General features: G+C 60.5%; 11 protein-coding genes. 4 read left to right on the top strand and 7 right to left on the bottom strand.

The window, feature by feature from the left end; translation table 11 throughout:
- Positions 1-38 precede the first annotated feature (38 nt).
- The gene (locus ICA15_RS28495; protein WP_003184145.1) at positions 39-167 is read left to right on the top strand and encodes a PA1414 family protein; all 129 of its coding nucleotides are present in this window, start codon (positions 39-41) and stop codon (positions 165-167) included.
- 239 nt (positions 168-406) lie between these two features.
- On the opposite strand, the gene ICA15_RS04275 is transcribed toward ICA15_RS28495, so the two are convergent.
- From ICA15_RS04275 to speB, 4 genes are all read right to left on the bottom strand, one after another.
- Positions 407-1,786: a sodium:solute symporter gene (locus ICA15_RS04275; RefSeq protein ID WP_210553729.1), complete on the bottom strand. Its 1,380-nt coding sequence runs from the start codon at positions 1,784-1,786 to the stop codon at positions 407-409.
- A 152-nt stretch (positions 1,787-1,938) separates the two neighbouring features.
- A complete protein-coding gene (locus ICA15_RS04270) occupies positions 1,939-3,441 on the bottom strand; it encodes a purine-cytosine permease family protein (protein WP_210553728.1) in 1,503 nt (500 codons plus the stop codon).
- Between the two features lie 55 nt (positions 3,442-3,496).
- A complete protein-coding gene (locus tag ICA15_RS04265; RefSeq protein ID WP_150617702.1) occupies positions 3,497-3,919 on the bottom strand; it encodes a YybH family protein in 423 nt (140 codons plus the stop codon).
- A gap of 10 nt (positions 3,920-3,929) precedes the next feature.
- Positions 3,930-4,880 (bottom strand): agmatinase, encoded by a 951-nt coding sequence (gene speB, locus ICA15_RS04260; protein WP_047300226.1) that lies wholly within the window; start codon positions 4,878-4,880, stop codon positions 3,930-3,932.
- Between the two features lie 325 nt (positions 4,881-5,205).
- On the opposite strand from speB, the gene ICA15_RS04255 reads away from it, so the two are divergent.
- Positions 5,206-6,099: a LysR family transcriptional regulator gene (locus ICA15_RS04255; protein ID WP_007914510.1), complete on the top strand. Its 894-nt coding sequence runs from the start codon at positions 5,206-5,208 to the stop codon at positions 6,097-6,099.
- Positions 6,100-6,104: 5 nt separating this feature from the next.
- Positions 6,105-6,701 (top strand): tRNA-uridine aminocarboxypropyltransferase, encoded by a 597-nt coding sequence (locus ICA15_RS04250; RefSeq protein WP_150617703.1) that lies wholly within the window; start codon positions 6,105-6,107, stop codon positions 6,699-6,701.
- A 232-nt stretch (positions 6,702-6,933) separates the two neighbouring features.
- Here the strand turns inward: ICA15_RS04250 and ICA15_RS04245 are convergent, their stop codons facing one another.
- From ICA15_RS04245 to ICA15_RS04235, 3 genes are all read right to left on the bottom strand, one after another.
- Positions 6,934-8,295, bottom strand: coding sequence for an HlyD family type I secretion periplasmic adaptor subunit (locus ICA15_RS04245; protein WP_150617704.1), 1,362 nt, complete (start codon positions 8,293-8,295; stop codon positions 6,934-6,936).
- A 10-nt stretch (positions 8,296-8,305) separates the two neighbouring features.
- Positions 8,306-10,468, bottom strand: a complete 2,163-nt coding sequence (locus tag ICA15_RS04240) for a type I secretion system permease/ATPase (RefSeq protein ID WP_210553727.1) — start codon at positions 10,466-10,468, stop codon at positions 8,306-8,308.
- Positions 10,469-10,588: 120 nt separating this feature from the next.
- Positions 10,589-11,947, bottom strand: coding sequence for a TolC family outer membrane protein (locus tag ICA15_RS04235; RefSeq protein ID WP_150602983.1), 1,359 nt, complete (start codon positions 11,945-11,947; stop codon positions 10,589-10,591).
- Between the two features lie 533 nt (positions 11,948-12,480).
- Here ICA15_RS04235 and ICA15_RS04230 point away from each other — a divergent pair.
- Positions 12,481-21,837, top strand: coding sequence for a retention module-containing protein (locus ICA15_RS04230; protein WP_210553726.1), 9,357 nt, complete (start codon positions 12,481-12,483; stop codon positions 21,835-21,837).
- Positions 21,838-22,068: the final 231 nt, after the last annotated feature.

Below are 22,068 nucleotides of genomic sequence, written 5' to 3'. Positions count from 1 at the left end.
TTCCGGCCGCTCAGCACCACCCTGAAGGGGGCATGACGATGAAAGAGAAAATTCAAAACTGGCTGCATGATTTGGGTGTTGCCCTCGGCTTGATCGAACCGCCTCTGCAACCGGTACCGATCCGCACGGACGACGAACAGCGTCGGCGCCAGCCTCGTCGGCGGTAATGTCCCTGATGTGAAGGGTCAAGAGACTCACGATCAAGAGATCGCAGCCTTCGGCAGCTCCTACAGAGAAGTGTAGGAGCTGCCGGAGGCTGCGATCTTTTGCTTTCAGTGCCCCAGATCATCGGTAAAAACCGGCTCAAGTCATTCGCGGTCTTCACGCTTTCCTCCAGGCGAAAAAAAACGGGTGTGGCAACCGACGCCACACCCGTCGAAGAAAGCAATCGTTCGTTACATCAAGCTCAGATCGCGCTGGCCATCGTAGCGGGGCGCGGCGACATCAGGCTGACCACCACAAAACTCACCAGACCCACAGCCAGGCTGTAGTAGATCGGTGTGTTGGCGTCCAGACCGTCCTTGAACATGAACAGCAGCGCCGTGGCAAAGCCCAGGCCCATGCTGGCGATAGCGCCGGCGGTGGTCGCGCGTTTCCAGAAGATCGCACCGATCAGTGGCACCAGCATGCCGCCCACCAACAGGTTGTAGGCCAGGGTCAGAGCGCTGATCACGTCGTTTACCACCAGCGCGATGCCGAGCACGACGATGCCGGTCAGCAGGGTGAACAGACGGTTGATACGCAGGCTCGATGGCTTGCCGCCGCGCAGTTTCGGCAGCAGGTCTTCGGTCAGCGTGGTGGCGGCGGCGAGCAGGCCGGCGCTGGCAGTGGACATCATGGCGGCCAGTGCGGCAGCGATCACCAGACCCCGGATACCGTCCGGCAGCGACAGTTTGACGATCGCGGCGAAGGCGTTGTTGACGTTGTCCAGATCCGGGATCAGTACGTGCGCGGCCATGCCGATCAGGGCGCAAGCGAGGCCATAGATGATGCAATAGATGCCCGCGATGCTGCCGGCGTATTGCGCGACTTTGGCGGTCTTGACGGTGAACACCCGTTGCCAGATGTCCTGACCGATCAGAATGCCGAAGAAGTAGATCATGAAGTAGGTGATGATCGTGTCCCAACCGATGGTGGTGAAGCTGAATGCGGTCGCAGGCAGTTTCAGCACCAGTTCATCCCAACCGCCGACGCGGTACAGGCAGATCGGCAACAGGATGAACATCAGGCCAACGGTCTTGATGATGAACTGGACGATGTCGGTGAGGGTCAGCGACCACATGCCGCCAATCGCCGAATAGATCACCACCACGCCACCACCGACGAGTACCGAGACCCAGAATGGCAGGTCAAACAGCACTTGCAGGACGGTGCCGATCGCCAGAATCGAGGTCACGCCGATCATCAGCGCGTAGGCCAGCATGATGACCGCGCTCGCCGAGCGGGCCATCGGGTTGTAGCGTTTTTCCAGAACCTGGGTCACGGTGTAGATCTTCAGCTTCAGCAGCGGTTTGGCCAAAAACAGGTTCAGCGCAACGATGCCGCAACCCAGTGCCGCGCACAGCCAGAAACCGGAAATGCCATGCACGTAGCCCAGGCGCACGGTGCCGACAGTGGACGCACCACCAAGCACCGTCGCGGCCATGGTGCCCATGTACAGGCTCGGGCCGAGGTTACGACCGGCAACGAGGAAGTCCTCGTTGGTCTTGGCCTTGCGCATGCCGAAATAGCCGAGCAAAAGCATGCCGGCGGCGTAGATGAGGACGACGAATAAATCCAAAGCCATGATGGCGTGTCTCCGATTGTCTTTTTTATGTTGAGGCTGAATTCAGTTCCCTTGTAGGAGTGAGCCTGCTCGCGATAGCGGTCTGTGAGTCACATCTGTGTGGGATGTGCTGCAGTCATCGCGAGCAGGCTCACTCCTACAGGGGATTTGCGTCAGGCGGCCTGACGCAGTTCGGTTTTCTCAGCGGCTTCGCGGCGGACATCCTTGGGCCCAAACACTTCGCGCGGTTCCGGAAACAGGCGCAGCAGCGTCAGGTACACCACCGAGGCCAGCCCCAGAGTCACCGGCAAACTGATGTCGATGCCCCCCGCCAACTCACCCAGTGGGCCGACGAACTGCCCCGGCAGGTTGACGAAGAACAGACCAACGGCCGCGCTCGGGATCCACGCGCCCAGGCCCCGCCAGTTCCAGCCGTGGGTGAACCAGTAGCGTCCGCCTTGTTCGCCGCGCGTGAACACTTGCAGGTCATCCGGGCAGTAAAAGCCGCGACGCACCACCAGGCCGATGATCATGATCACCATCCATGGCGTGGTGCAGGTGATGATCAGCACGGCGAAGGTCGACACGCTCTGCACCAGGTTCGCCGCAAAGCGTCCGATGAAGATGAAGGCAATCGACATGACGCCGATCAGCAGGGTCGCCTTGACCCGAGACAACACCCGCGGAAACACGCTCGACATGTCCAGCCCGGTGCCATACAGCGACGTGGTGCCGGTGGACATGCCGCCGATCACCGCAATCAGGCACACCGGCAGGAAGAACCAGCTCGGCGACACCGCCAGCAGCCCGCCGACATAGTTGTTGGCCGCAATGTAGTCCGGCGCCTTGATCGCCACGATGGTCGCGGTGGCCAGGCCGAACAGGAACGGAATCAGTGTCGCCAGTTGCGCGGCGACCACTGCGAACATGATGCGGCCCTTCGGCGTTTCGCGGGGAATGTAGCGAGACCAGTCGCCGAGGAATGCACCGAAGGAAATCGGGTTGCTCATGGCCACCAGCGCGGCACCGATGAACGCCGCCCAGAACCCGGCCTGACCCATGGCCACACTGCCGGCGTATTGGCTGTCGAAGGCGGGGGCAAAGGCGAAGATGCCGAGCAGGAACAACAGGCTCGCGGCCCACACCGCAATGCGGTTGACCCACAACATGAAGCGAAAGCCGTAGATGCAAACCGTCAGCACCAGCAGCGCGAACAGCCCGTAGGCCAGGCCGAGCGTGAGGTCGGTTTCCGGCAGGTCGAGCAGGCGTTTGGCGCCGCCAACCAATGCATCACCCGAACTCCACACCGAGAGCGAGAAGAATGCGATAGCGGTCAGCAACGACAGGAAGGAACCAACGATCCGCCCATGCACGCCGAAGTGCGCACCGGAAGACACGGCGTTATTGGTGCCGTTGAGCGGGCCGAACAGCCCCATCGGCGCCAGAATCAGCGCACCGACCAGCACACCCAGCACAATCGCCCAGACGCCAGCCTGAAAAGACAGACCGAACAGCACCGGGAAGCTGCCGAGTACAGCGGTGGCAAAGGTATTGGCGCCGCCGAAGATCAAGCGAAACAGGTCGCTGGGCCGGGCGTCACGCTCATGATCCGGGATCTGTTCGACCCCGTTTGTTTCAATGCTGCGAAGGCTTTTTTCGTTGTTGTTGTTATTCATGATCTGCTCCGATCATAAAGGCGCGCTCATCGTGCGTGAGCGTCACCTGTTTTGGCTAAGGGGGTGGCAGCCCTTCCGGCATTGCGGACAAATGTTCGTGGCAGGCCAGCCAATGGCCTTGTTGTTCTAGGCTCGACGTTTGTTTCTTGAAAACAATCGTCTCGCGCTCCTGGCTGAAGTGTTGCTCCCCTTGCATGCGCAGCTCGGTGGCCACGTCATGGATGAAAATCGCCACGTCACCTTGCAGGCTGACGAAGGCGTTGCTCGAGGTGCAGGAAAGCACCTCGAAGCCATCCTCGGCGCGCCAGCCGTCCCACAACGCCTGATAGGCATCGCGCGACAGCAGCGGCTGTTCGAGGGTGTAGAACACGAAGCTGGCGTCGGCGCTGAATGCGCCGAAGTAGGCTTCGCGATCATTGCGTGCGAAGGCTGAAACCAGTTCGGCCGCCGCATGCAAAACCTGATCATGTTCGTTCATGAACCGATCCTCAGCGATGGACTACGCCAGGCAGTACGCAGAGCATTTCGTACAGCAGGTTGGCGGCCAGCAGCGAGGTGTTGCCGGTGGTGTCGTAAGCGGGCGAGACTTCTACCAGATCGCAACCGATCAGGTCGAGGCCTTGGCAGCCGCGAATGATCTCAATCGCCTGAATGGTCGTCAGGCCACCGATTTCCGGGGTGCCAGTGCCAGGCGCCCAGGCCGGATCGATGCCATCGATGTCGAAGCTCAGGTACACCGGACCGCCGCCGACTTTCTCGCGGACTTCGGCCATCAGCGGCGCCAGCGACTTGTGCCAGCACTCTTCGGCCTGCACCACGCGGAAACCCTGATTACGGCTCCAGTTGAAGTCATCAGCGGTGTAACCCTGGGCGCGCAAACCAATTTGCACCACGCGATCGCAGTCCAGCAGACCTTCTTCGACAGCACGACGGAAGGTCGTACCGTGGGCGATTTTCTCGCCGAACATGTGGTCGTTGACGTCAGCGTGAGCGTCGATGTGTACCAGACCCACCTTGCCGTGCTTTTTGTGAATCGCACGCAGGATCGGCAGGGTGATGGTGTGGTCGCCACCCAGGGTCATCGGAATCACGTTGTGTTCGAGGATGTTGTCGTAGGCTTCTTCAATGATGCGCACGGCGTCGAGCAGGTTGAAGGTGTTGATCGCGACGTCACCGATGTCGGCAACCGACAGCGAATCGAACGGCGCAGCGCCGGTGGCCATGTTGTACGGGCGGATCATCACCGATTCGGCGCGGATGTCGCGCGGTCCGAAGCGGGTGCCGGGGCGCAGCGAAGTACCGATGTCCAGCGGCACGCCTACAAAGGCAGCGTCCAGGCCGGCAGCGGTTGGCAAGTGGGGAAGTCGGAGCATGGTGGCGATGCCGCCGAAGCGCGGCATTTCGTTGCCGCCCAGTGGTTGGTGAAGAATCTTGTCCACGGGTAGGGCCTCATCGTCTTTGTTTTATTTATGTCGGCGCGCCGTTCAGCAAAGGTTCGGACGCCGCTGTGGGGCCGATTCTGCGAAATGTAGTGAAGGGGAAGAATCGCTACGGGCAAATACTTAGTTCAGATTTTTCTAAACTAATGGCAAGGCCCACGCTAGACTTCTCCCACTGCTGATTGCCTCTGCAGGAGCTGCCGAAGGCTGCGATCCTTTGATCTTCAGCGGCCCCAAGGCTGGCAAAAATCAAGATCAAAAGATCGCAGCCTGTGGCAGCTCCTACAGGGTTGTGGTTTAAATCTGGATGATGTGTGGAGTAAACATGGCCAACGCTTTACCCGACCTGAAACTGTTACGCATCTTCGTCAGCGTCGTGCGCCATCAGGGTTTCGCCAACGCCCAGCAGGAACTCAACCTCTCGACCTCGGCGATCAGCACCTACATGAGCCAGCTCGAAGCCGCGCTCGGCCTGGTGTTGTGCCATCGCGGCCGCGGTGGTTTCAGCCTCACCAGCAAAGGGGAACTGTTTCATCAGGAAACCCTGCGCCTGCTCGCCGAGCTCGAAGGTTTCGAACAGTACGCCGCCGCGCTCAAGGGCGAGTTGCGTGGCACGCTCAATCTAGGAGTCATTGACTCCACCGTCAGCGACAAGGCTTTACCGTTCGCCGAAGCCATCGGCGCCTACAGTCAGGAACACCCGGCCGTGCATTTGCACCTGTCGGTAATGAGCCCCTACGAACTGCAACTCGGCGTGCAGGACAACCGCCTCGATCTGGCCATTGGTGCGTTCTCCACGCGCATGAGCGGTCTGATTTACATGCCGCTGTACCGTGAGCAGCACTGGCTGTATTGCAGCAGTCGTCACCCGTTGTTTAACGAGCGACGGATTCCCGAGCAAGTCATCACCCAGCAACGCATGGTCGGTCGTGGCTATTGGAGCCAGGCAGAGCTGGCTCGCCACGGTTTCAAACACAGCGCGGCGACGGTAGAAAGTATGGAGGCGCAGTTGATTCTGGTGCTGTCCGGCGCCTACATCGGTTATCTGCCGGAGCACTACGCCCAGGCCTGGGCCGACAAGGGCGATTTGCGCGTGTTGCTGCCAGCGACCTTCGGCTACCAGGCGCCATTTTCGATGATCATGCGCCGTGGCCGCAGCCGGGAACCGCTGATTCAGACTTTCCGCGATTTGCTCAAAGCACAGCTCAACCAGGCGTAAAAATGATGTCCAGAGTCCAATGCCCGCGCTGCCTGCGCCCACAAACCCATTGCCTTTGCCCATTGATCCCGAGCCTCGACAGCCGCACCCGGGTGTTGCTGTTGCAGCATCCGAGCGAAGTCAATCATGCGTTGAATACTGCGCGTCTGGCTGCGCTGGGGCTGACCAATGCCGAGCTGATTGTCGGTGAGGTATTTGAGGATTTGCCGACACTGCTGGACCAGCCGGGCTATCAGGCGCGGCTGCTGTTTCCCGCGGACGATGCGCAGCCGATGCAGGCTTATGGCGCGTCTGATGAACCGCTGTTGCTGGTCGTGCCGGACGGCACCTGGCGCAAGGCGCGCAAGATGCTGCACCTAAATCCACTGTTGGCGGCGTTGCCACGGGTGACGTTGGCGCAGGGCGGGGTGTCGCGGTATCGGTTGCGCAAGGCACCGGGGCCCGGGGCGTTGTCGACCATCGAGGCGATTGTGCAGGCGTTGCAAACGCTGGAAGCGCCGACGTCTTTCGAACCGTTGCTCAAACCATTTGAAGCGTTGATCGAGGGGCAGATTGCAGCGATGGGGGAGGAGACTTTTCAGCGTAATCATGCTGAAAAATGATCGGTGTTTTTGCTGGCCTAATCGCTGGCAAGCCAGCTCCCACATTGTCCCGTGTCGAATACAAAATCTGTGAACATCACAAAAACCTGTGGGAGCTGGCTTGCCAGCGTTAGCGCCAGATCATTCACCACAAAATCCAGATCAAAAGATCGCAGCCTGCGGCAGCTCCTACATGGGTTATGCGCACGCCACAGCTTTTGTAGGAGCTGCCGAAGGCTGCGATCTTTTGATCTTATCTTTCACGCATCGCCTCGGTCCGCGCCTTCAGCACCGGTTTCAACAGATAATCCAGCACACTTTTCTCCCCGGTAATGATGTCCACCGTCGCCACCATCCCCGGAATGATCAGCAGCGGCTTCACATCTCCACCAAGGTGATTTTTGTCGGTACGCACCTGAATCAGGTAGAAGCTGTTGCCCTTGTCATCAGTAATCGTGTCGGCACCAATCAGCTCAAGCTTGGCGCTCAGGCCACCGTAAATCGTGTAGTCGTAAGCACTGAACTTGACCATGGCTTTCTGGCCCGGATGCAGGAACGCGACGTCTTGCGGGCGCACTTTGGCTTCGATCAGCAGGTTGTCTTCCAGCGGCACGATTTCCACCATGTCGCTGCCTGGCTGGACGACGCCGCCGATGGTGTTGACCTTCATCTGCTTGATCACCCCACGCACCGGCGAGGTCACCGTGGTGCGCGTCACACGATCGTCGATGGCGATGCTCGAGGCGGTGATTTTTGACAGGTCGGTGCGTTTCTCATTCAGCTCTTTGGCGGCTTCCGAGCGGAAGGTTTGCTCCGATTCGTCGATCTTGCTGCGGATTTCGGCAATCGCCGATTCGGCCCGTGGGATCGCCAGGGTTGTCGCACTCAGCGAGCCGCGAATCTCCACCGCACTGCGCTTGAGCCGCAGGATTTCCACCGGTGATACCGCACCGCTTTTGACCAGCGGCTCGGACATGTTCATCTCTTGTTGCAGCAAGCCGAGGCTAGAACTGAACTGGCCTTGCTTGGAGCGAAATTCCGCCAGTTCCTGAGTCTTCTGCCGCAGTTGTTCGCTGAGGGTACGTTGCTCACTGGCCAGTCGGCGCAGGCGTTGTTCGTGCAGCGAGCGTTCGTCTTCAGCGACTTGCGGGGCCTTGGCGATCACCTCGGCGGAGAGTTTGAACGGCCGCCCCTCGGCCTCTGCCGACAGCCGTTCGACCTGTGCGGTCAAGGCATATCGATCAGCCTCGCTTTCACCCTTGTTCGACAAAAAACGCGTGTCATCCAGACGCAGCAGGGTGTCGCCCTTGTTGACCATTTGCCCTTCACGGACGAAAAGCTCGGTGACGATCCCGCCCTCAAGGTTCTGGATCACCTGAACCTTGCTCGACGGAATCGCCTTGCCTTCGCCCATGGTCACTTCTTCGAGCACGGCGAACTTGGCCCAGACCACAGCGCTGATCAACAGGGCTGCCGCGAGCCACACGGTGATCCGCGACCAGCGCGGCGAATCCTGCAATGAAGCTCCGGCAGTTTCCGGCATGAACTCGACCTCGGCGCTTTTGCCGAAACTGTCGAAGTAGCCGCGTGACTTGCTATCGGTGGAAGCAGACATGGCGCAACTCCTAGACCGCCGCCGAGCCGACGCGGCCCTTGCGCAGTGCTTCGATGACCGCTTCTTTCGGGCCGTCAGCGACGACCCGGCCGTTATCCAGCACCAGCAACCGATCCACCAGGCTCAGCATCGAGGTGCGGTGGGTGACCAGCAGCAGCGTTTTGCCTTGTACCCATTCGTGCAGCTTCTGGCGCAGTTGGTCTTCGCTGCTGTTGTCCATGGCGCTGGTGGGTTCGTCGAGCAACATGATCGGCGGGTCGAGCAGCAATGCCCGGGCCAGCAATACGGCTTGGCGTTGGCCGCCGGAGAGTAATTGCCCGCGCTCGCCCACCGGCCGGTCGAAGCCTTGCGGGTGCTGGCGCGCGAGTTCGGTGACGCCGGTCAGCTCGGCGACTTCGAGCATGCGTGAATCGCTGATGTAGCGCGCACCAAGGGTCAGGTTGTCGCGCAGGCTGCCGGCCAGCAGCGGCAGATCATGGGCGACATAACCGATCTGCTGGCGCAGGTCAGCGACATCCAGTTGCCGCAGGTCGAGACCGTCGAGCAGCAATTGGCCTTCTTCGGGTTCGTAAAAGCCCATCACCAGCCGTGCCAGGGTACTTTTGCCGGAACCACTACGGCCGATGATGCCGACCCGTTCACCGGGTTTGAGGCTGAAACTGACGTTGCTCAGCGCCGGGGCATTCTGGCCGTTGTAGTGGAAGGTCACGCCGTTGACGTCCAGTGCGCCTTGCAGTTGTGTGCGTTCCAGTGGCCGCTGTTTGCCGTCGCGTTCTTGCGGTAACGACATCAGCGCATCGGTGCTTTTCATGGTCAGTTGCGCTTGCTGATAGCGGGTAATCAGGCCAGCAATCTGCCCCAGTGGTGCGAGCACGCGGCTGCCCAGCATGTACGTCGCCACCAGTGCGCCGACGCTCAGGTTGCCGGCGATGATGCTGTAGACCCCAGCGACAATCGTCGCCATCCCCGCGAACTGTTGGATGAACAACGTGCCGTTGGTGGCGAGTGCCGAGAGGTTGCGCGCATGGCTGTCGAGGCGGGTGAGGGCGCCGTGGGTGCTTTCCCATTTGTGCTGGCGCTCGCTTTCGGCGCTGCAGGCCTTGAGTGTTTCCAGGCCACCGAGGGTCTCGATCAGCAAGGCCTGGCGTTCGGCTCCGAGGCTCAAACTCTTCTGCACGGTGTCACGCAGACGCACCTGAATGATCATCGCGAAGATGATCGTCAGCGGAAACGCCAGCAGCGGAATTACCACCAGCCAGCCACCGAGCAGGCCGATCACCACCAGCATCAGCACCACGAAGGGCAGGTCGATCAGGCTGGTCAGGGTCACTGCGGTGAGAAATTCGCGCAGCCCCTGAAAATCGTGAATGCTCTGGGCAAAACCGCCGATGGTAGCCGGCCGAGCCTTCATCGACATACCGGTGATGCGTTCAAACAACGTCGCGGAAAGGATCACATCGGTTTTCTTGCCTGCGCTGTCCAGCAGGTGTGCACGCACCACTCGCAGCACCAGTTCGAAACCGGTGCCGATCAACAGGCCGATCGATAATACCCACAGGGTTGAAGTGGCCTGATTGGGCACCACGCGGTCGTAGGTCTGCATGACAAACAGCGGCACCATCAGGCCCAGCAGGTTGATCAGGAAACTGGCAAGAATCGCATCGCTGTACAGCCATTTCGACAGCTTCAGGGTGTCACGAAACCACGCATGCACCCGCGGCACCAGCGGCGAGCGCAGGTCTTCGAGTTCATGCCGTGGCCGCGCGAACAAGGCCTGGCCGCTGTAGTGCTCGCCGAGTTCTGCGCGGCTGACCCACTGCTCGCCGCCATCGGCTTCGCTGGGCAGGATCAGCGCCTTGCCGTCATCGCCAAAGCGCCGCAGCACGGCGGTGCGACCGTCGTTGAGCAGTAGCAGAATCGGCAGATTCAGCGGGGAGATGTCTTTCAGCTCACGGCGTAACAGCCGCGCCTGCAACCCGGCCCGGGCCGCTGCGCGAGGCAGCAGATCCAGGCTCAGGCGTTGTTTGTTCAGGGGCAGTCCGGCACTCAGGCTGGCGCGACTGACAGTCGCGCCATGGAGTTTGCAGAGGATCAACAGACCGTCGAGTAACGGATCATCGAAGCTCAGCCGCGGATCGACCCCGGCGTTGCCGCCTCCGGCCATGCTAGTCATATTGATCGCCCCTGGTTGTGTGCACATCGCCCTGTGTAGGAGCTGCCGCAGGCTGCGATCTTTTGATCTTGGAAAACCAACATCAAAAGATCGCAGCCTGCGGCAGCTCCTACAGAAGGGTTATTTCAGCTCTGGCAGGCGTGCTTCGTTTTTGACTTCGGCAGAAGCAATCGCATCCGCCGGCAGGACCACTCGTTGCTTGCTCAGCAACTGGCCCATGTTGGCCAGCACACGGTACATCGAATATTCCTCGGTGTAGCGAATTTCGGTGTAGCGACGGTTGGCGTTGTAGAGCTCGTTTTCACTGTCGAGTAAATCGAGCAGGGTGCGTTGGCCGAGGCCGAACTGATCCTGGTACGCCATGCGTACACGCTTGGTGGTCTCAGCGTATTCACGGGCGGTCGGGGTTTGTTTCTTGGCATTTTCCATGGCGTTCCAGGCCAGACGAATGTTCTCGTTGAGCTGGCGCAGAGCGTTGTTGCGGATGTCCATCGCCTGATTGATGTCGTGCGCATTCGCCGCCAGTCGCGCCTTGTCGCTGCCGCCACGGAACAGGTTGTAGTTCATCACAATGCCCACGCGCCACTCGTTGTCGTGGCCTTCGTCACCCTGCACGTTGTTGTTCGCGCCAACTGCAGCCTCAGCATCGAAGCGTGGGTAGAACGGCGACTTGGCGACTTCGTACTGGCTCTCGGCCGACTGCACGTCAGCCTGCGCCGATTTCAGGTACGGGTTGTTGTCGACCATGCTCTGTTGGGCTTCGCGCAGTTGGGTGGGCAATTCACCGCGGGTCGAGGCCGGGGTTTCGAGTTCATCGGGCATGCGCCCGACCACGCTGTAGAAGTTGGATTCGGCGTCAGCCAGATCAACTTCGGCGGTGTCGAGGTTGTTTTGCGCCAGCGCCTTACGGGCGACCGATTGGTCGGAGTCGGCGCTGCTGCCGACGCCGCGCTCGGTACGCAGGCCAATCTGATCGTTGACGCGCAAGTGCGCCTGCAGGTTGTTCGTCGCCAGTGTCACCAGTTCACGGCGCTTGAGCACTTCGAGGTAGACCTCGATGGTGCGCAGGGCCAGGTCCTGAGCGGTGCCTTGCGCGTAGTAGGCGCGCGAGTTGGACACGCCTTTGGTGCGCTCGACTTCGTTGGCAGTGTTGAAGCCATCGAAGATCATTTGCCGCATGCGCAGCTCGGACTGGGTGTAGGTGAGGATTTCGGTGTTGTGATTGCCGAAGGCCCGGGTGTTGGTGTTGTCGCTGTAGCCGCGACCGTAGGCGGCGTTCAAATCGACGGATGGATAGAAGCCACCCTTGGCGACTTTGACTTGTTCATCAGCCGAAAGGCGTGCGTCCACGCGCGACGCAAGTTCCGGGTGGGTAGCAATAGTGCTTTGAATCGCCTCGGTGAGGTTCATGGCCTGGGCTTGAGAAGTGCAAGCCATGGCCAGCAAAACCGCGCTGCAGAGGGGGGTTAGAACGCGCATGGGTGCATCTCCCTGAGTCCTGATGGTGTGTTACTGTCGCCAAATATTTGACGATCTTTTGAGGTCTAAGCGTTTCACTCTTGTAACAACAGAGCTAAGAACATCCTGAAGCGTAGCTAAGAAAAAATTTTCATAAGGCTTATTCCGAAAAAAACTTATGCGGTTTGTAAAATGCAGCACATTGTTCATCTCGAAAGCCTTTGTTTTGTGCGCTTTAGGGAGCGCAAAAAGGCTTGAGGAAAGTTCCATTCACTTTGCGACATACGGCGAAGTACTGCTGAAGGGGAGGGACGCGTAGCGGTCGATGAGCGACAGATTTTTGTCACTCGAGTGCTTCAAAACCGTTACGTAGCGTTAGCAGGTTGGTTGTCTCGATCAGGGTTCGGAGGTGCTTGAAAGCACTGAAATTTCCTGCTCGGGTAAGACCTGCGAAACGAACTGTCGAGGGTGCGAGCGTCGCCACGACAACCCGATTGAGCCATGGGCTGCTTCGCGAACCAGTGCTGACGGTGGTCAGCAGCGGAGAATTTCACATGGCAACGCTCATCGGCACAGTTACCAAGGTTATTGGTCAGGTTTTCGCTCAAGGCATCGACGGCACTCGTCGCGCCCTGGTTGAGGGAGATCGCCTGTTTGCCGGCGATCAACTGATCACCGGGGCCGAGGGCGCGGTTGCCGTTCATCTGCAAAATGGCCAGGAATTGACCTTGGGTCGCGGCAGCAGCCTGACCATGACCGACCAATTGCTGGCCGGCCAGGCTGCGCACGTGAACGCCGCTGAGGCGCTGACCCCAAGCGACGCACAACTGACCGATGTCGAGCAGATCCAGAAAGCCATCGCTGCCGGTGACGACCCGAGCAAAACCGCTGAAGCCACCGCTGCAGGTCCGAATGCCCCAACAAGTGGGGTGCCGGGTGAAGCGGGTGGCGGCCACAGCTTTGTTTTGCTGGAGGAAGTCGGCGGGCGAGTTGACCCGATCATCGGCTTCCCCACTGCCGGTTTCAATGGCATTCCCGAGTTTCCTGAAGAACGCCGCAACGCAGTCATCGACAATGGTGACAACGGCGACGATATCGGCGCGCCTGTTGTCCCGCCGCCACCGGTGAACAATCCGGTCACGCTCGGCGGGCTTGCGGTCGCCGGCGGTGAGCTGAACGTAAACGAAGCCAATCTGCCCGACGGCTCTGCCGCCAATAGCGGAGCGTTGACGCAAAGTGGCAGCTTCACCGTATCGGCACCGGACGGTCTGACCAGCCTGAGCATCGGCGGCATCAACCTGATCAACGGTGGCGTGGCAGTCGGCTTCCCGCAATCGATCACCACGCAACTGGGCAATACGCTGACCATCACCGGGTACAACCCGGCGACCGGCGTTGTCAGCTACAGCTACACGCTCAATGGCAACGAAACCCATGCGGCCGGCGACGGCGCCAACAATCTCAGCGAACAGTTCACCGTGATCGCCGGCGACAGCAATGGCGATACCGCCACGGGAACGCTCGACGTCAACATCACCGATGACGTGCCGGTCGCGGTCGATGACGGCAATGGTATCGCTTCCGAAACCTTATTGACGCTGACCGGCAATGTGCTGACCAACGATGATCAAGGCGCCGATCGTGTGCCGGTCGGCCCGAATGCTGGCCCGATCACCCCGGGTACTTTCACCGGTACCTACGGCACACTGGTGCTCAACGCCAACGGCACTTACACCTACACGCTGAACACCAGCGATGCTGACTTCAAAGCCCTGACCGGCGGCGGCAACGGCACCGAAACCTTCGCCTACACCCTGACCGATGCCGACGGCGATACCAGCACCGCTAACCTCGTGTTGCAGATCCACAACAACGACGATCCGGTGATCATCAACGGTCTGGATGTGAACGGTGGCGAACTCACCGTTTACGAGCAAAATCTCGTTGACGGCAGCGCGCCTGACTCTGCGGCGTTGACCCAAAACGGCACTTTCACCATCACCGCACTGGACGGCGTTACCACGCTGACTATCGGAGGCATTGCCGTGGTCACCAATAGCGTTGCCGCTGGTTTCCCGCAATCGGTCACCACACCGTTGGGCAGCACGCTGACCATCACCGGGTTCAACGCGACGACGGGCGTGGTCAGTTACAGCTACACCCTGGTCGACAACGAAGCGCACGCAACCGCCAACGGCGCGAACAATCTGCCTGAGCAATTCGCCGTCACTGTGGTCGATGACAACGGCACCACTGCCAACGGCACCCTCGATGTGAACATCGTCGATGACCTGCCAAACGCCGTGAACGACAGCAACACATCGACCGCTTCAGAAACTTTGCTGACGCTGACCGGTAACGTCCTGACCAACGACGTGCAAGGCGCCGACCGCATAACCACTGGCCCGATCACCGCCGGTACGTTCACCGGTACCTACGGCACACTGGTGCTCAACGCCAACGGCACATACACCTACACGCTGAACACCAGCGATGCCGATTTCAAAGCCCTGACCGGCGGCGGTAACGGCACGGAAACCTTCGCCTACACCCTCACCGATGCTGATGGCGACACCAGCACCGCGAACCTCGTGTTGGAGATCCATAACAACGACGATCCGGTGATCATCAACGGCTTGAACGTCGAGGGTGGCGAGCTCACCGTCTTCGAGAAAAACCTCAGCGACGGCAGCGCGCCTGACTCTGCGGCGCTGACGCAAAACGGCACCTTCACCATCACCGCATTGGACGGCGTTACCACGCTGACGATCGGTGGTATTGCTGTGGTCACCAATGGCGTCGCCGCCGGTTTCCCGCAATCGGTCACCACACCGCTGGGCAGCACGCTGACTATCACCGGTTTCAACGCGACGACGGGCGTGGTCAGTTACAGCTACACGCTGGTCGATAACGAAGCGCACGCAACCGCCAACGGTGCGAACAATCTGCCTGAGCAATTCGCCGTCACCGTGGTCGATGACAACGGCACCACAGCCAACGGCACCCTCGATGTGAACATCGTCGATGACCTGCCAAACGCCGTGAACGACAGCAACACGTCAACCGCTTCGGAAACTTTGCTGACGCTGACCGGCAACGTCCTGACCAACGACGTGCAAGGCGCCGACCGCGTAACTACTGGCCCGATCACCGCCGGTACGTTCACCGGTACCTACGGCACGCTGGTGCTCAACGCCAACGGCACTTACACCTACACGCTGAACACCAGCGACGCTGACTTCAAAGCCCTGACCGGCGGCGGTAACGGCACGGAAACCTTCGCCTACACCCTCACCGATGCCGACGGCGATACCAGCACCGCGAACCTCGTGTTGCAGATCCACAACAACGACGATCCGGTGATCATCAACGGCCTCGATGTGAACGGTGGCGAACTCACCGTCTTCGAGAAAAACCTCAGCGACGGCAGCGCGCCTGACTCTGCGGCGTTGACCCAAAACGGCACCTTCACCATCACCGCACTGGACGGCGTCACCACGCTGACTATCGGTGGTATTGCCGTGGTCACCAACGGCATCGCCGCTGGTTTCCCGCAATCGGTCACCACACCGTTGGGCAGCACGCTGACCATCACCGGGTTCAACGCGACGACGGGCGTGGTCAGTTACAGCTACACCCTGGTCGACAACGAAGCGCACGCAACTGCCAACGGCGCGAACAATCTGCCAGAGCAATTCGCCGTCACCGTGGTCGATGACAACGGCACCACCGCCAACGGCACCCTTGATGTGAATATCGTCGATGACCTGCCAAACGCCGTGAACGACAGCAACACATCGACCGCATCGGAAACCCTGCTAACGCTGACCGGTAACGTCCTGACCAACGACGTGCAAGGCGCCGACCGCGTAACCACTGGCCCGATCACCGCCGGTACGTTCACCGGTACCTACGGCACGCTGGTGCTCAACGCCAACGGCACTTACACCTACACGCTGAACACCAGCGATGCCGATTTCAAAGCCTTGACCGGCGGCGGTAACGGCACGGAAACCTTCGCCTACACCCTGACCGATGCTGATGGCGATACCAGCACCGCGAACCTCGTGTTGCAGATCCATAACAACGACGATCCGGTGATCATCAACGGTCTGGATGTGAACGGTGGCGAACTCACCGTCTACGAGAAAAATCTCAGCGATGGCAGCGCACCGGATTCATCCGCGCTGACGCAAAACGGCACCTTCACCATCACCGCACTGGACGGCGTCACCACGCTGACTATCGGTGGCATTGCCGTGGTCACCAATGGCGTGGCCGCCGGTTTCCCGCAATCGGTCACCACACCGTTGGGCAGCACGCTGACCATCACCGGGTTCAACGCAACGACTGGCGTGGTCAGTTACAGCTACACCCTGGTCGACAACGAAGCGCACGCAACTGCCAACGGCGCGAACAATCTGCCAGAGCAATTCGCCGTCACCGTGGTCGATGACAACGGCACCACCGCCAACGGCACCCTCGATGTGAACATCGTCGACGACCTGCCAAACGCCGTGAACGACAGCAACACATCGACCGCATCGGAAACCCTGCTAACGCTGACCGGTAACGTCCTGACCAACGACGTGCAAGGCGCCGACCGCGTAACTACTGGCCCGATCACCGCCGGTACTTTCACCGGTACCTACGGCACCCTGGTGCTCAACGCCAACGGCACTTACACCTACACGCTGAACACCAGCGATGCCGATTTCAAAGCCCTGACCGGCGGCGGTAACGGCACGGAAACCTTCGCCTACACCTTGACCGATGCCGACGGCGATACCAGCACCGCGAACCTCGTGTTGCAGATCCATAACAACGACGATCCGGTGATCATCAACGGTCTGGATGTGAACGGTGGCGAACTCACCGTTTACGAGAAAAACCTCAGCGATGGCACCAGCCCGAACACCCCGGCGCTGACCCAGAGCGGCACGTTCACCGTGACGGCCATCGACGGTCTGCAAACCCTGACTGTCGGCGGCATTGCCGTAGTGACCAATGGCGTGGCCGCAGGCTTCCCGCAATCGACCGTCACACCGCTGGGCAGCACGCTGACCATCACCGGTTTCAACGCAACGACTGGCGTGGTCAGCTACAGCTACACCCTGGTGGATAACGAAACTCATCCGAACGCCAATGGCGCCAACAGCATCACCGAGAACTTCAATGTCGTCGCGACGGACACCGATGGCAGCACCGCCAACGGGCAGATCAACGTCAATATCGTCGATGACTTGCCGAGCGCGCATCCCGATGCGGCGTCGGTGGCGGAGGGCGCCACTGTCAGCGGCAATGTCCTGAACAACGATATTGGCGGTGCCGATGGCCCGGCCGTGACAGGCGCGGTGGTTGGCGTGCGCGTCGGTGCCGATACCTCAACTTCGGCCATCGGTGGCCTGAACTCGCAGATCAACGGCACCTACGGCTACCTGACCCTCGATGCCAACGGCAACGCGGTTTACCACAGCAATCCCAACACGGTGAATGGCCCAGGTGCAGTGGATGTGTTCACCTACACCGTGCGTGATGCCGACGGCGATGAAAGCACCACCACCATCACCATCGATGTCTCCAACAGCAAACTGTATGCGGTCAGCGACACCGACGTCACCGTCTACGAGAAAGCGCTGGACCTGACCAAGGACGGCGTGGATCTGGCGCCCGGCACCGTCACGGGCAGCGACCCGACCAGCACCAGCGAAACCGCGTCCGGCACGTTGGTCGGCTCGGTCAACGGTGCCGTCGGCGCGATCAGCTATGCGCTGGTTGGCAGCGCCACCGGCAACTACGGGCAGATCGTCCTCAACCCCAACGGCACCTACACCTACACCCTGACATCGCCAGCGACCACCACACCGAATGCCGATGACGGTGCCAACACCCTGACCGAAACCTTCACCTATCAGGCCACCGATTCGCTGGGCAACATCGTCACCAGCACCATCGTCGTCAGCATCGTCGATGACGTGCCGCAAGCGATGAACGACAGCAATGCCAACAACGCCTCGGAAACCCAACTCACCCTGAGCGGCAACGTGCTGACCAACGATGTGCAAGGCGCAGACGTGGTGGCGACCGGCCCGATTACCCCCGGCACTTTCACCGGCACTTACGGCACGCTGGTACTCAACGCCAACGGTACTTACACCTACACCCTCGACGCCACTGACGCCGACTTCAAAAACCTGCAAGGTGGCGGCAACGGCACCGAGACGTTTACCTACACCCTGACCGATGCCGACGGCGATACCAGCACCGCCAGCCTGGTGCTGAACGTCCACAACAATAACGACCCGGTGGTGCTCAACGGCCTCGACGTCAATGGCGGCGAACTCACCGTTTACGAGAAAAACCTCAGCGACGGCACCAGCCCCAACACCCCGGCGCTGACCCAGAGCGGCACCTTCACCGTGACCGCTCTTGATGGCCTGCAAACCCTCACCGTCGGTGGCATTGCCGTGGTCACCAATGGCGTGGCCGCAGGCTTCCCGCAATCAACCGTCTCGCCGCTGGGCAGCACTTTCACCATCACCGGTTATAACCCGGCCACTGGCGTGGTCAGCTACAGCTACACCCTGGTCGATAACGAAACCCACCCGAACGCCAACGGTGCCAACAGCATCACCGAAAACTTCAACGTGGTAGCAACCGACACCGATGGCAGTACCGCCAGCGGTCAGATCAACGTCAACATCGTCGATGATCTGCCGACCGCCAAACCCGACACCGGCTCGGTGGCGGAGGGTGGCACGGTCAACGTCAGCGTATTGGGCAACGACGTCAACGGTGCCGATGGCGCGGCCACGGTGATCGGCGTGCGCGCCGGCAGCAATACTGCAACCTCGGCTGTTGGCGGGCTCAACAGCAACATCAACGGCGCCTACGGTTACCTGACCCTCGATGCGGCGGGCAATGCCGTTTACCACAGCAACCCGAACTCGGTGAGCCCACCGGGCGCCACTGACACCTTCACCTATAGCATCCGCGACAGTGACGGCGACGAAAGCACCACGACCATCACCATCAATGTCGCCGACTGCAAACTCATTGCCTCGGTCGATCAGGACGTGACTGTCTTTGAAAAAGCCCTCGACCTGAGCAAGGATGGCCAGGATCTGGCGTCCGGCACGGTCACCGGCAGCGACCCGGGCAACACCGGCGAAACCGCCAGCGGCACGCTGGTCGGTGCGGTCACCGGCGGCAGCGGCGCGCTCACTTACACCCTGGTCGGCAGCGCCACCGGCACTTACGGGCAGATCCAGCTCAACGCCGACGGCACCTACACCTACACGCTGACTTCGGCCCCCAAAACCTCGCCGAACGCCAACGACGGGCCGAACACCCTGAGCGAAAGCTTCACCTACAAAGCCACCGATGCGCTGGGCAACACCACCACCAGCACCCTCGTCGTCAACATCGTTGATGACGTGCCAAAAGCCGTGGCCTCGGATCGCTCGGTGACAGCCGTGGAGATCGATTCCAACCTGCTGATCGTTCTTGATATCTCCGGCAGCATGGCCGATGCCTCGGGTGTGCCGGGCCTGTCGCGGCTGGCGCTGGCCAAGCAGGCGATCAGTGCCTTGCTCGACAAGTACGACGATCTGGGCGACGTCAAAGTCCAACTGGTGACCTTCAGCAGCAACGCCACCGACAGAACCGCCGTGTGGGTGGACGTCGCGACAGCGAAGACGATTCTCGCGGGGCTGACGGCCGGCGGCGGTACCAACTACGATGCTGCCGTGGCGGTGATGCAGACCGCGTTCAACACCTCGGGCAAACTCACCGGGGCGCAGAACGTCGGCTACTTCTTCTCCGACGGCAAACCCAACGAGGGCGACATCAACGCCGCCGATGAAGCCGCGCTGAAAAATTTCCTCGATGCCAACAACATCAAGAACTACGCAATCGGCCTCGGCAGCGGCGTGAGCAACGCCAACCTCGATCCGCTGGCTTATGACGGCATCAACCACACCAACACCAACGCGGTAGTGGTCACCGACCTCAACCAGCTCAACTCGGTGCTGTCGGGCACCGTGCAGGGCGCGCCGGTCACCGGTTCGTTGCTGGGCGAGGGCGGCACGTTCGGCGCCGATGGCGGTTTCATCAAATCCATCGTGATCGACGGCACCACCTACACCTATGACCCGAAAGCCCTCAGTGGCCAGGGGTCACTGATCGCGAGCGGCGGCGTCAATCACGGCACCTTCAACACCGCAAACAACACGTTGAGCATTGCCACCAACAACAGCGGCACGCTGCTGATCAACCTCGACACCGGCGAATACACCTACACCTCGCAGAAAACCACCGCTGTGGTGCTCACCGAAAATATCGGCTTCACCGTCAGCGATAACGATGGCGATCTGGCCAGCTCGACGCTCACCGTGAAAGTGATCCCCAATGCACCTCCGGTGGCGATGGACGACCACGTCATCACCAACGTGCTGTCGGGCAACATTGTGGTGCCGGGTGAGCTGTTGCTGGCCAACGACACCGACCCCAACGGCGATACCCTCAACGCGACACCAACCAGTTTCAACACCGGTTGGCTTTCGAAAGCGGCGGACTTCACCGGCACCGGCGCGATCAATTTCACGGGCACCAACGTCAATACGGCGGCCAACCAGAATCTGGCCAACGTCCGTAGTGCGTTCTCGGCGAACGCGGCAACCATGACCGCCGTGCTGGTGGTCAGCGGCTACCTGGGCGCCGTGACCAACAGCAATGCCAACGATGAAGACCGCATCACCGTCAACCTGCGTCAGGGTGAAACCCTCAACCTCGACCACAATCTGGCGGCCGGTAACGTCGGCATGGAGTACTCGATCAATGGCGGCAGCTGGATCGCGCTGGCGGACGGACAAACCCTCACTGCGACGTCGAACGCGGTCTACCAGATCCACATCACCAACCTTACCAACCCCTCTGGCGGCAACGTCAACGGGTCGGAAAACTACCAGTTGACCATGAAGCTCAACTACGCCGGGGCCCAGGACATCGCCCCGGACTATCACGGCACTTACACCGCCAACGATAACCACGGCGGCAGCGACACGGCCAACGTGAGCATCAGTTACCAGGACGGCCACACTCTCACCGGTACAGCAGGCGATGACGTGATGGTGGCGGGCACCGGCAACAACATCATCAATGCCGGCGACGGCAACGACGTACTGACCGCAGGCTCAGGCAACAACGAACTGCACGGCGGCGCTGGCAACGACTTGCTCTACAGCGGCGCCGGCAATGACCTGCTCGATGGCGGCAGTGGGACCGACACCGCGAGCTACGCCCATGCGACTACCGCCGTCACCGTCAACCTCGGCCTGCTCGGTGCGCAAAACACCCTCGGCGCCGGGACGGACACCCTGACCGGTATCGAAAACCTCGTCGGCTCCAACTTCAACGACAGCCTGACTGGCGACAACAATAACAACGTGATCAACGGAGGTCTGGGCAACGACACCCTCAATGGGGGCGGCGGCGATGATTTGCTGATCGGTGGTTTAGGCAACAACACCCTGACCGGTGGGGCAGGGGCCGACACCTTCCAGTGGCTCAAAGGCAACAGCGGCCACGACTTGATCACCGACTTCACCCCCGGCACCGACAAGCTCGACCTGTCGCAACTGCTGCAAGGTGAAAACGGCACCACGTCGTCCCTCGACGACTACCTGCACTTCAGCGTCAGCGGCAGTGGCGCCTCGGTCATGACCAGCATCGACGTGAGCGCCATGGCCGGCGCCACGCCGAACCAGACGATCGATCTGGCCGGCGTCAACCTCGCCAGCCACTACGGCGTCACGCCTGGCGCCGGTGGGATGATTGCCAGCGGGCACGACACAGCGACGATCATCAGCGGCATGTTGAATGATCATTCGTTGAAGGTGGATACGGTTTGATCTGAGGCAGAAACGACAAAACCCGCCGTCCCGATCATCGGGGCGGCGGGTTTTTTCATGCCTCAGACAGGTGACCCGTGTAGGAGTTGCCGAAGGCTGCGATCTTTTGATCTTGCTTCTAAAAAAGTCAAAAGATCGTCCGATCGCGGCCCGAGCCTTCGGCAGCTCCTACAGGGAGGTATTTGCCCTCAGGCATAAAAAAACCGCCGTCCCGTTCAATCGGGACGGCGG

Origin of the sequence: Pseudomonas sp. P116, from assembly GCF_020149425.1 — a bacterium.
GTDB lineage: Bacteria > Pseudomonadota > Gammaproteobacteria > Pseudomonadales > Pseudomonadaceae > Aquipseudomonas > Aquipseudomonas anatoliensis.
This window is presented reverse-complemented; position numbering and strand designations above follow the sequence as displayed.

Excerpts from the sequence above, each read along its gene's own strand:
- ICA15_RS28495 (WP_003184145.1), top strand. The coding sequence starts at position 39 with ATGAAAGAGAAAATTCAAAACTGGCTGCATGATTTGGGTGTTGCCCTC.
- ICA15_RS04275 (WP_210553729.1), bottom strand. The coding sequence starts at position 1,786 with ATGGCTTTGGATTTATTCGTCGTCCTCATCTACGCCGCCGGCATGCTT.
- ICA15_RS04270 (WP_210553728.1), bottom strand. The coding sequence starts at position 3,441 with ATGAATAACAACAACAACGAAAAAAGCCTTCGCAGCATTGAAACAAAC.
- ICA15_RS04265 (WP_150617702.1), bottom strand. The coding sequence starts at position 3,919 with ATGAACGAACATGATCAGGTTTTGCATGCGGCGGCCGAACTGGTTTCA.
- ICA15_RS04255 (WP_007914510.1), top strand. The coding sequence starts at position 5,206 with ATGGCCAACGCTTTACCCGACCTGAAACTGTTACGCATCTTCGTCAGC.
- ICA15_RS04250 (WP_150617703.1), top strand. The coding sequence starts at position 6,105 with ATGTCCAGAGTCCAATGCCCGCGCTGCCTGCGCCCACAAACCCATTGC.
- ICA15_RS04245 (WP_150617704.1), bottom strand. The coding sequence starts at position 8,295 with ATGTCTGCTTCCACCGATAGCAAGTCACGCGGCTACTTCGACAGTTTC.
- ICA15_RS04240 (WP_210553727.1), bottom strand. The coding sequence starts at position 10,468 with ATGACTAGCATGGCCGGAGGCGGCAACGCCGGGGTCGATCCGCGGCTG.
- ICA15_RS04235 (WP_150602983.1), bottom strand. The coding sequence starts at position 11,947 with ATGCGCGTTCTAACCCCCCTCTGCAGCGCGGTTTTGCTGGCCATGGCT.
- ICA15_RS04230 (WP_210553726.1), top strand. The coding sequence starts at position 12,481 with ATGGCAACGCTCATCGGCACAGTTACCAAGGTTATTGGTCAGGTTTTC.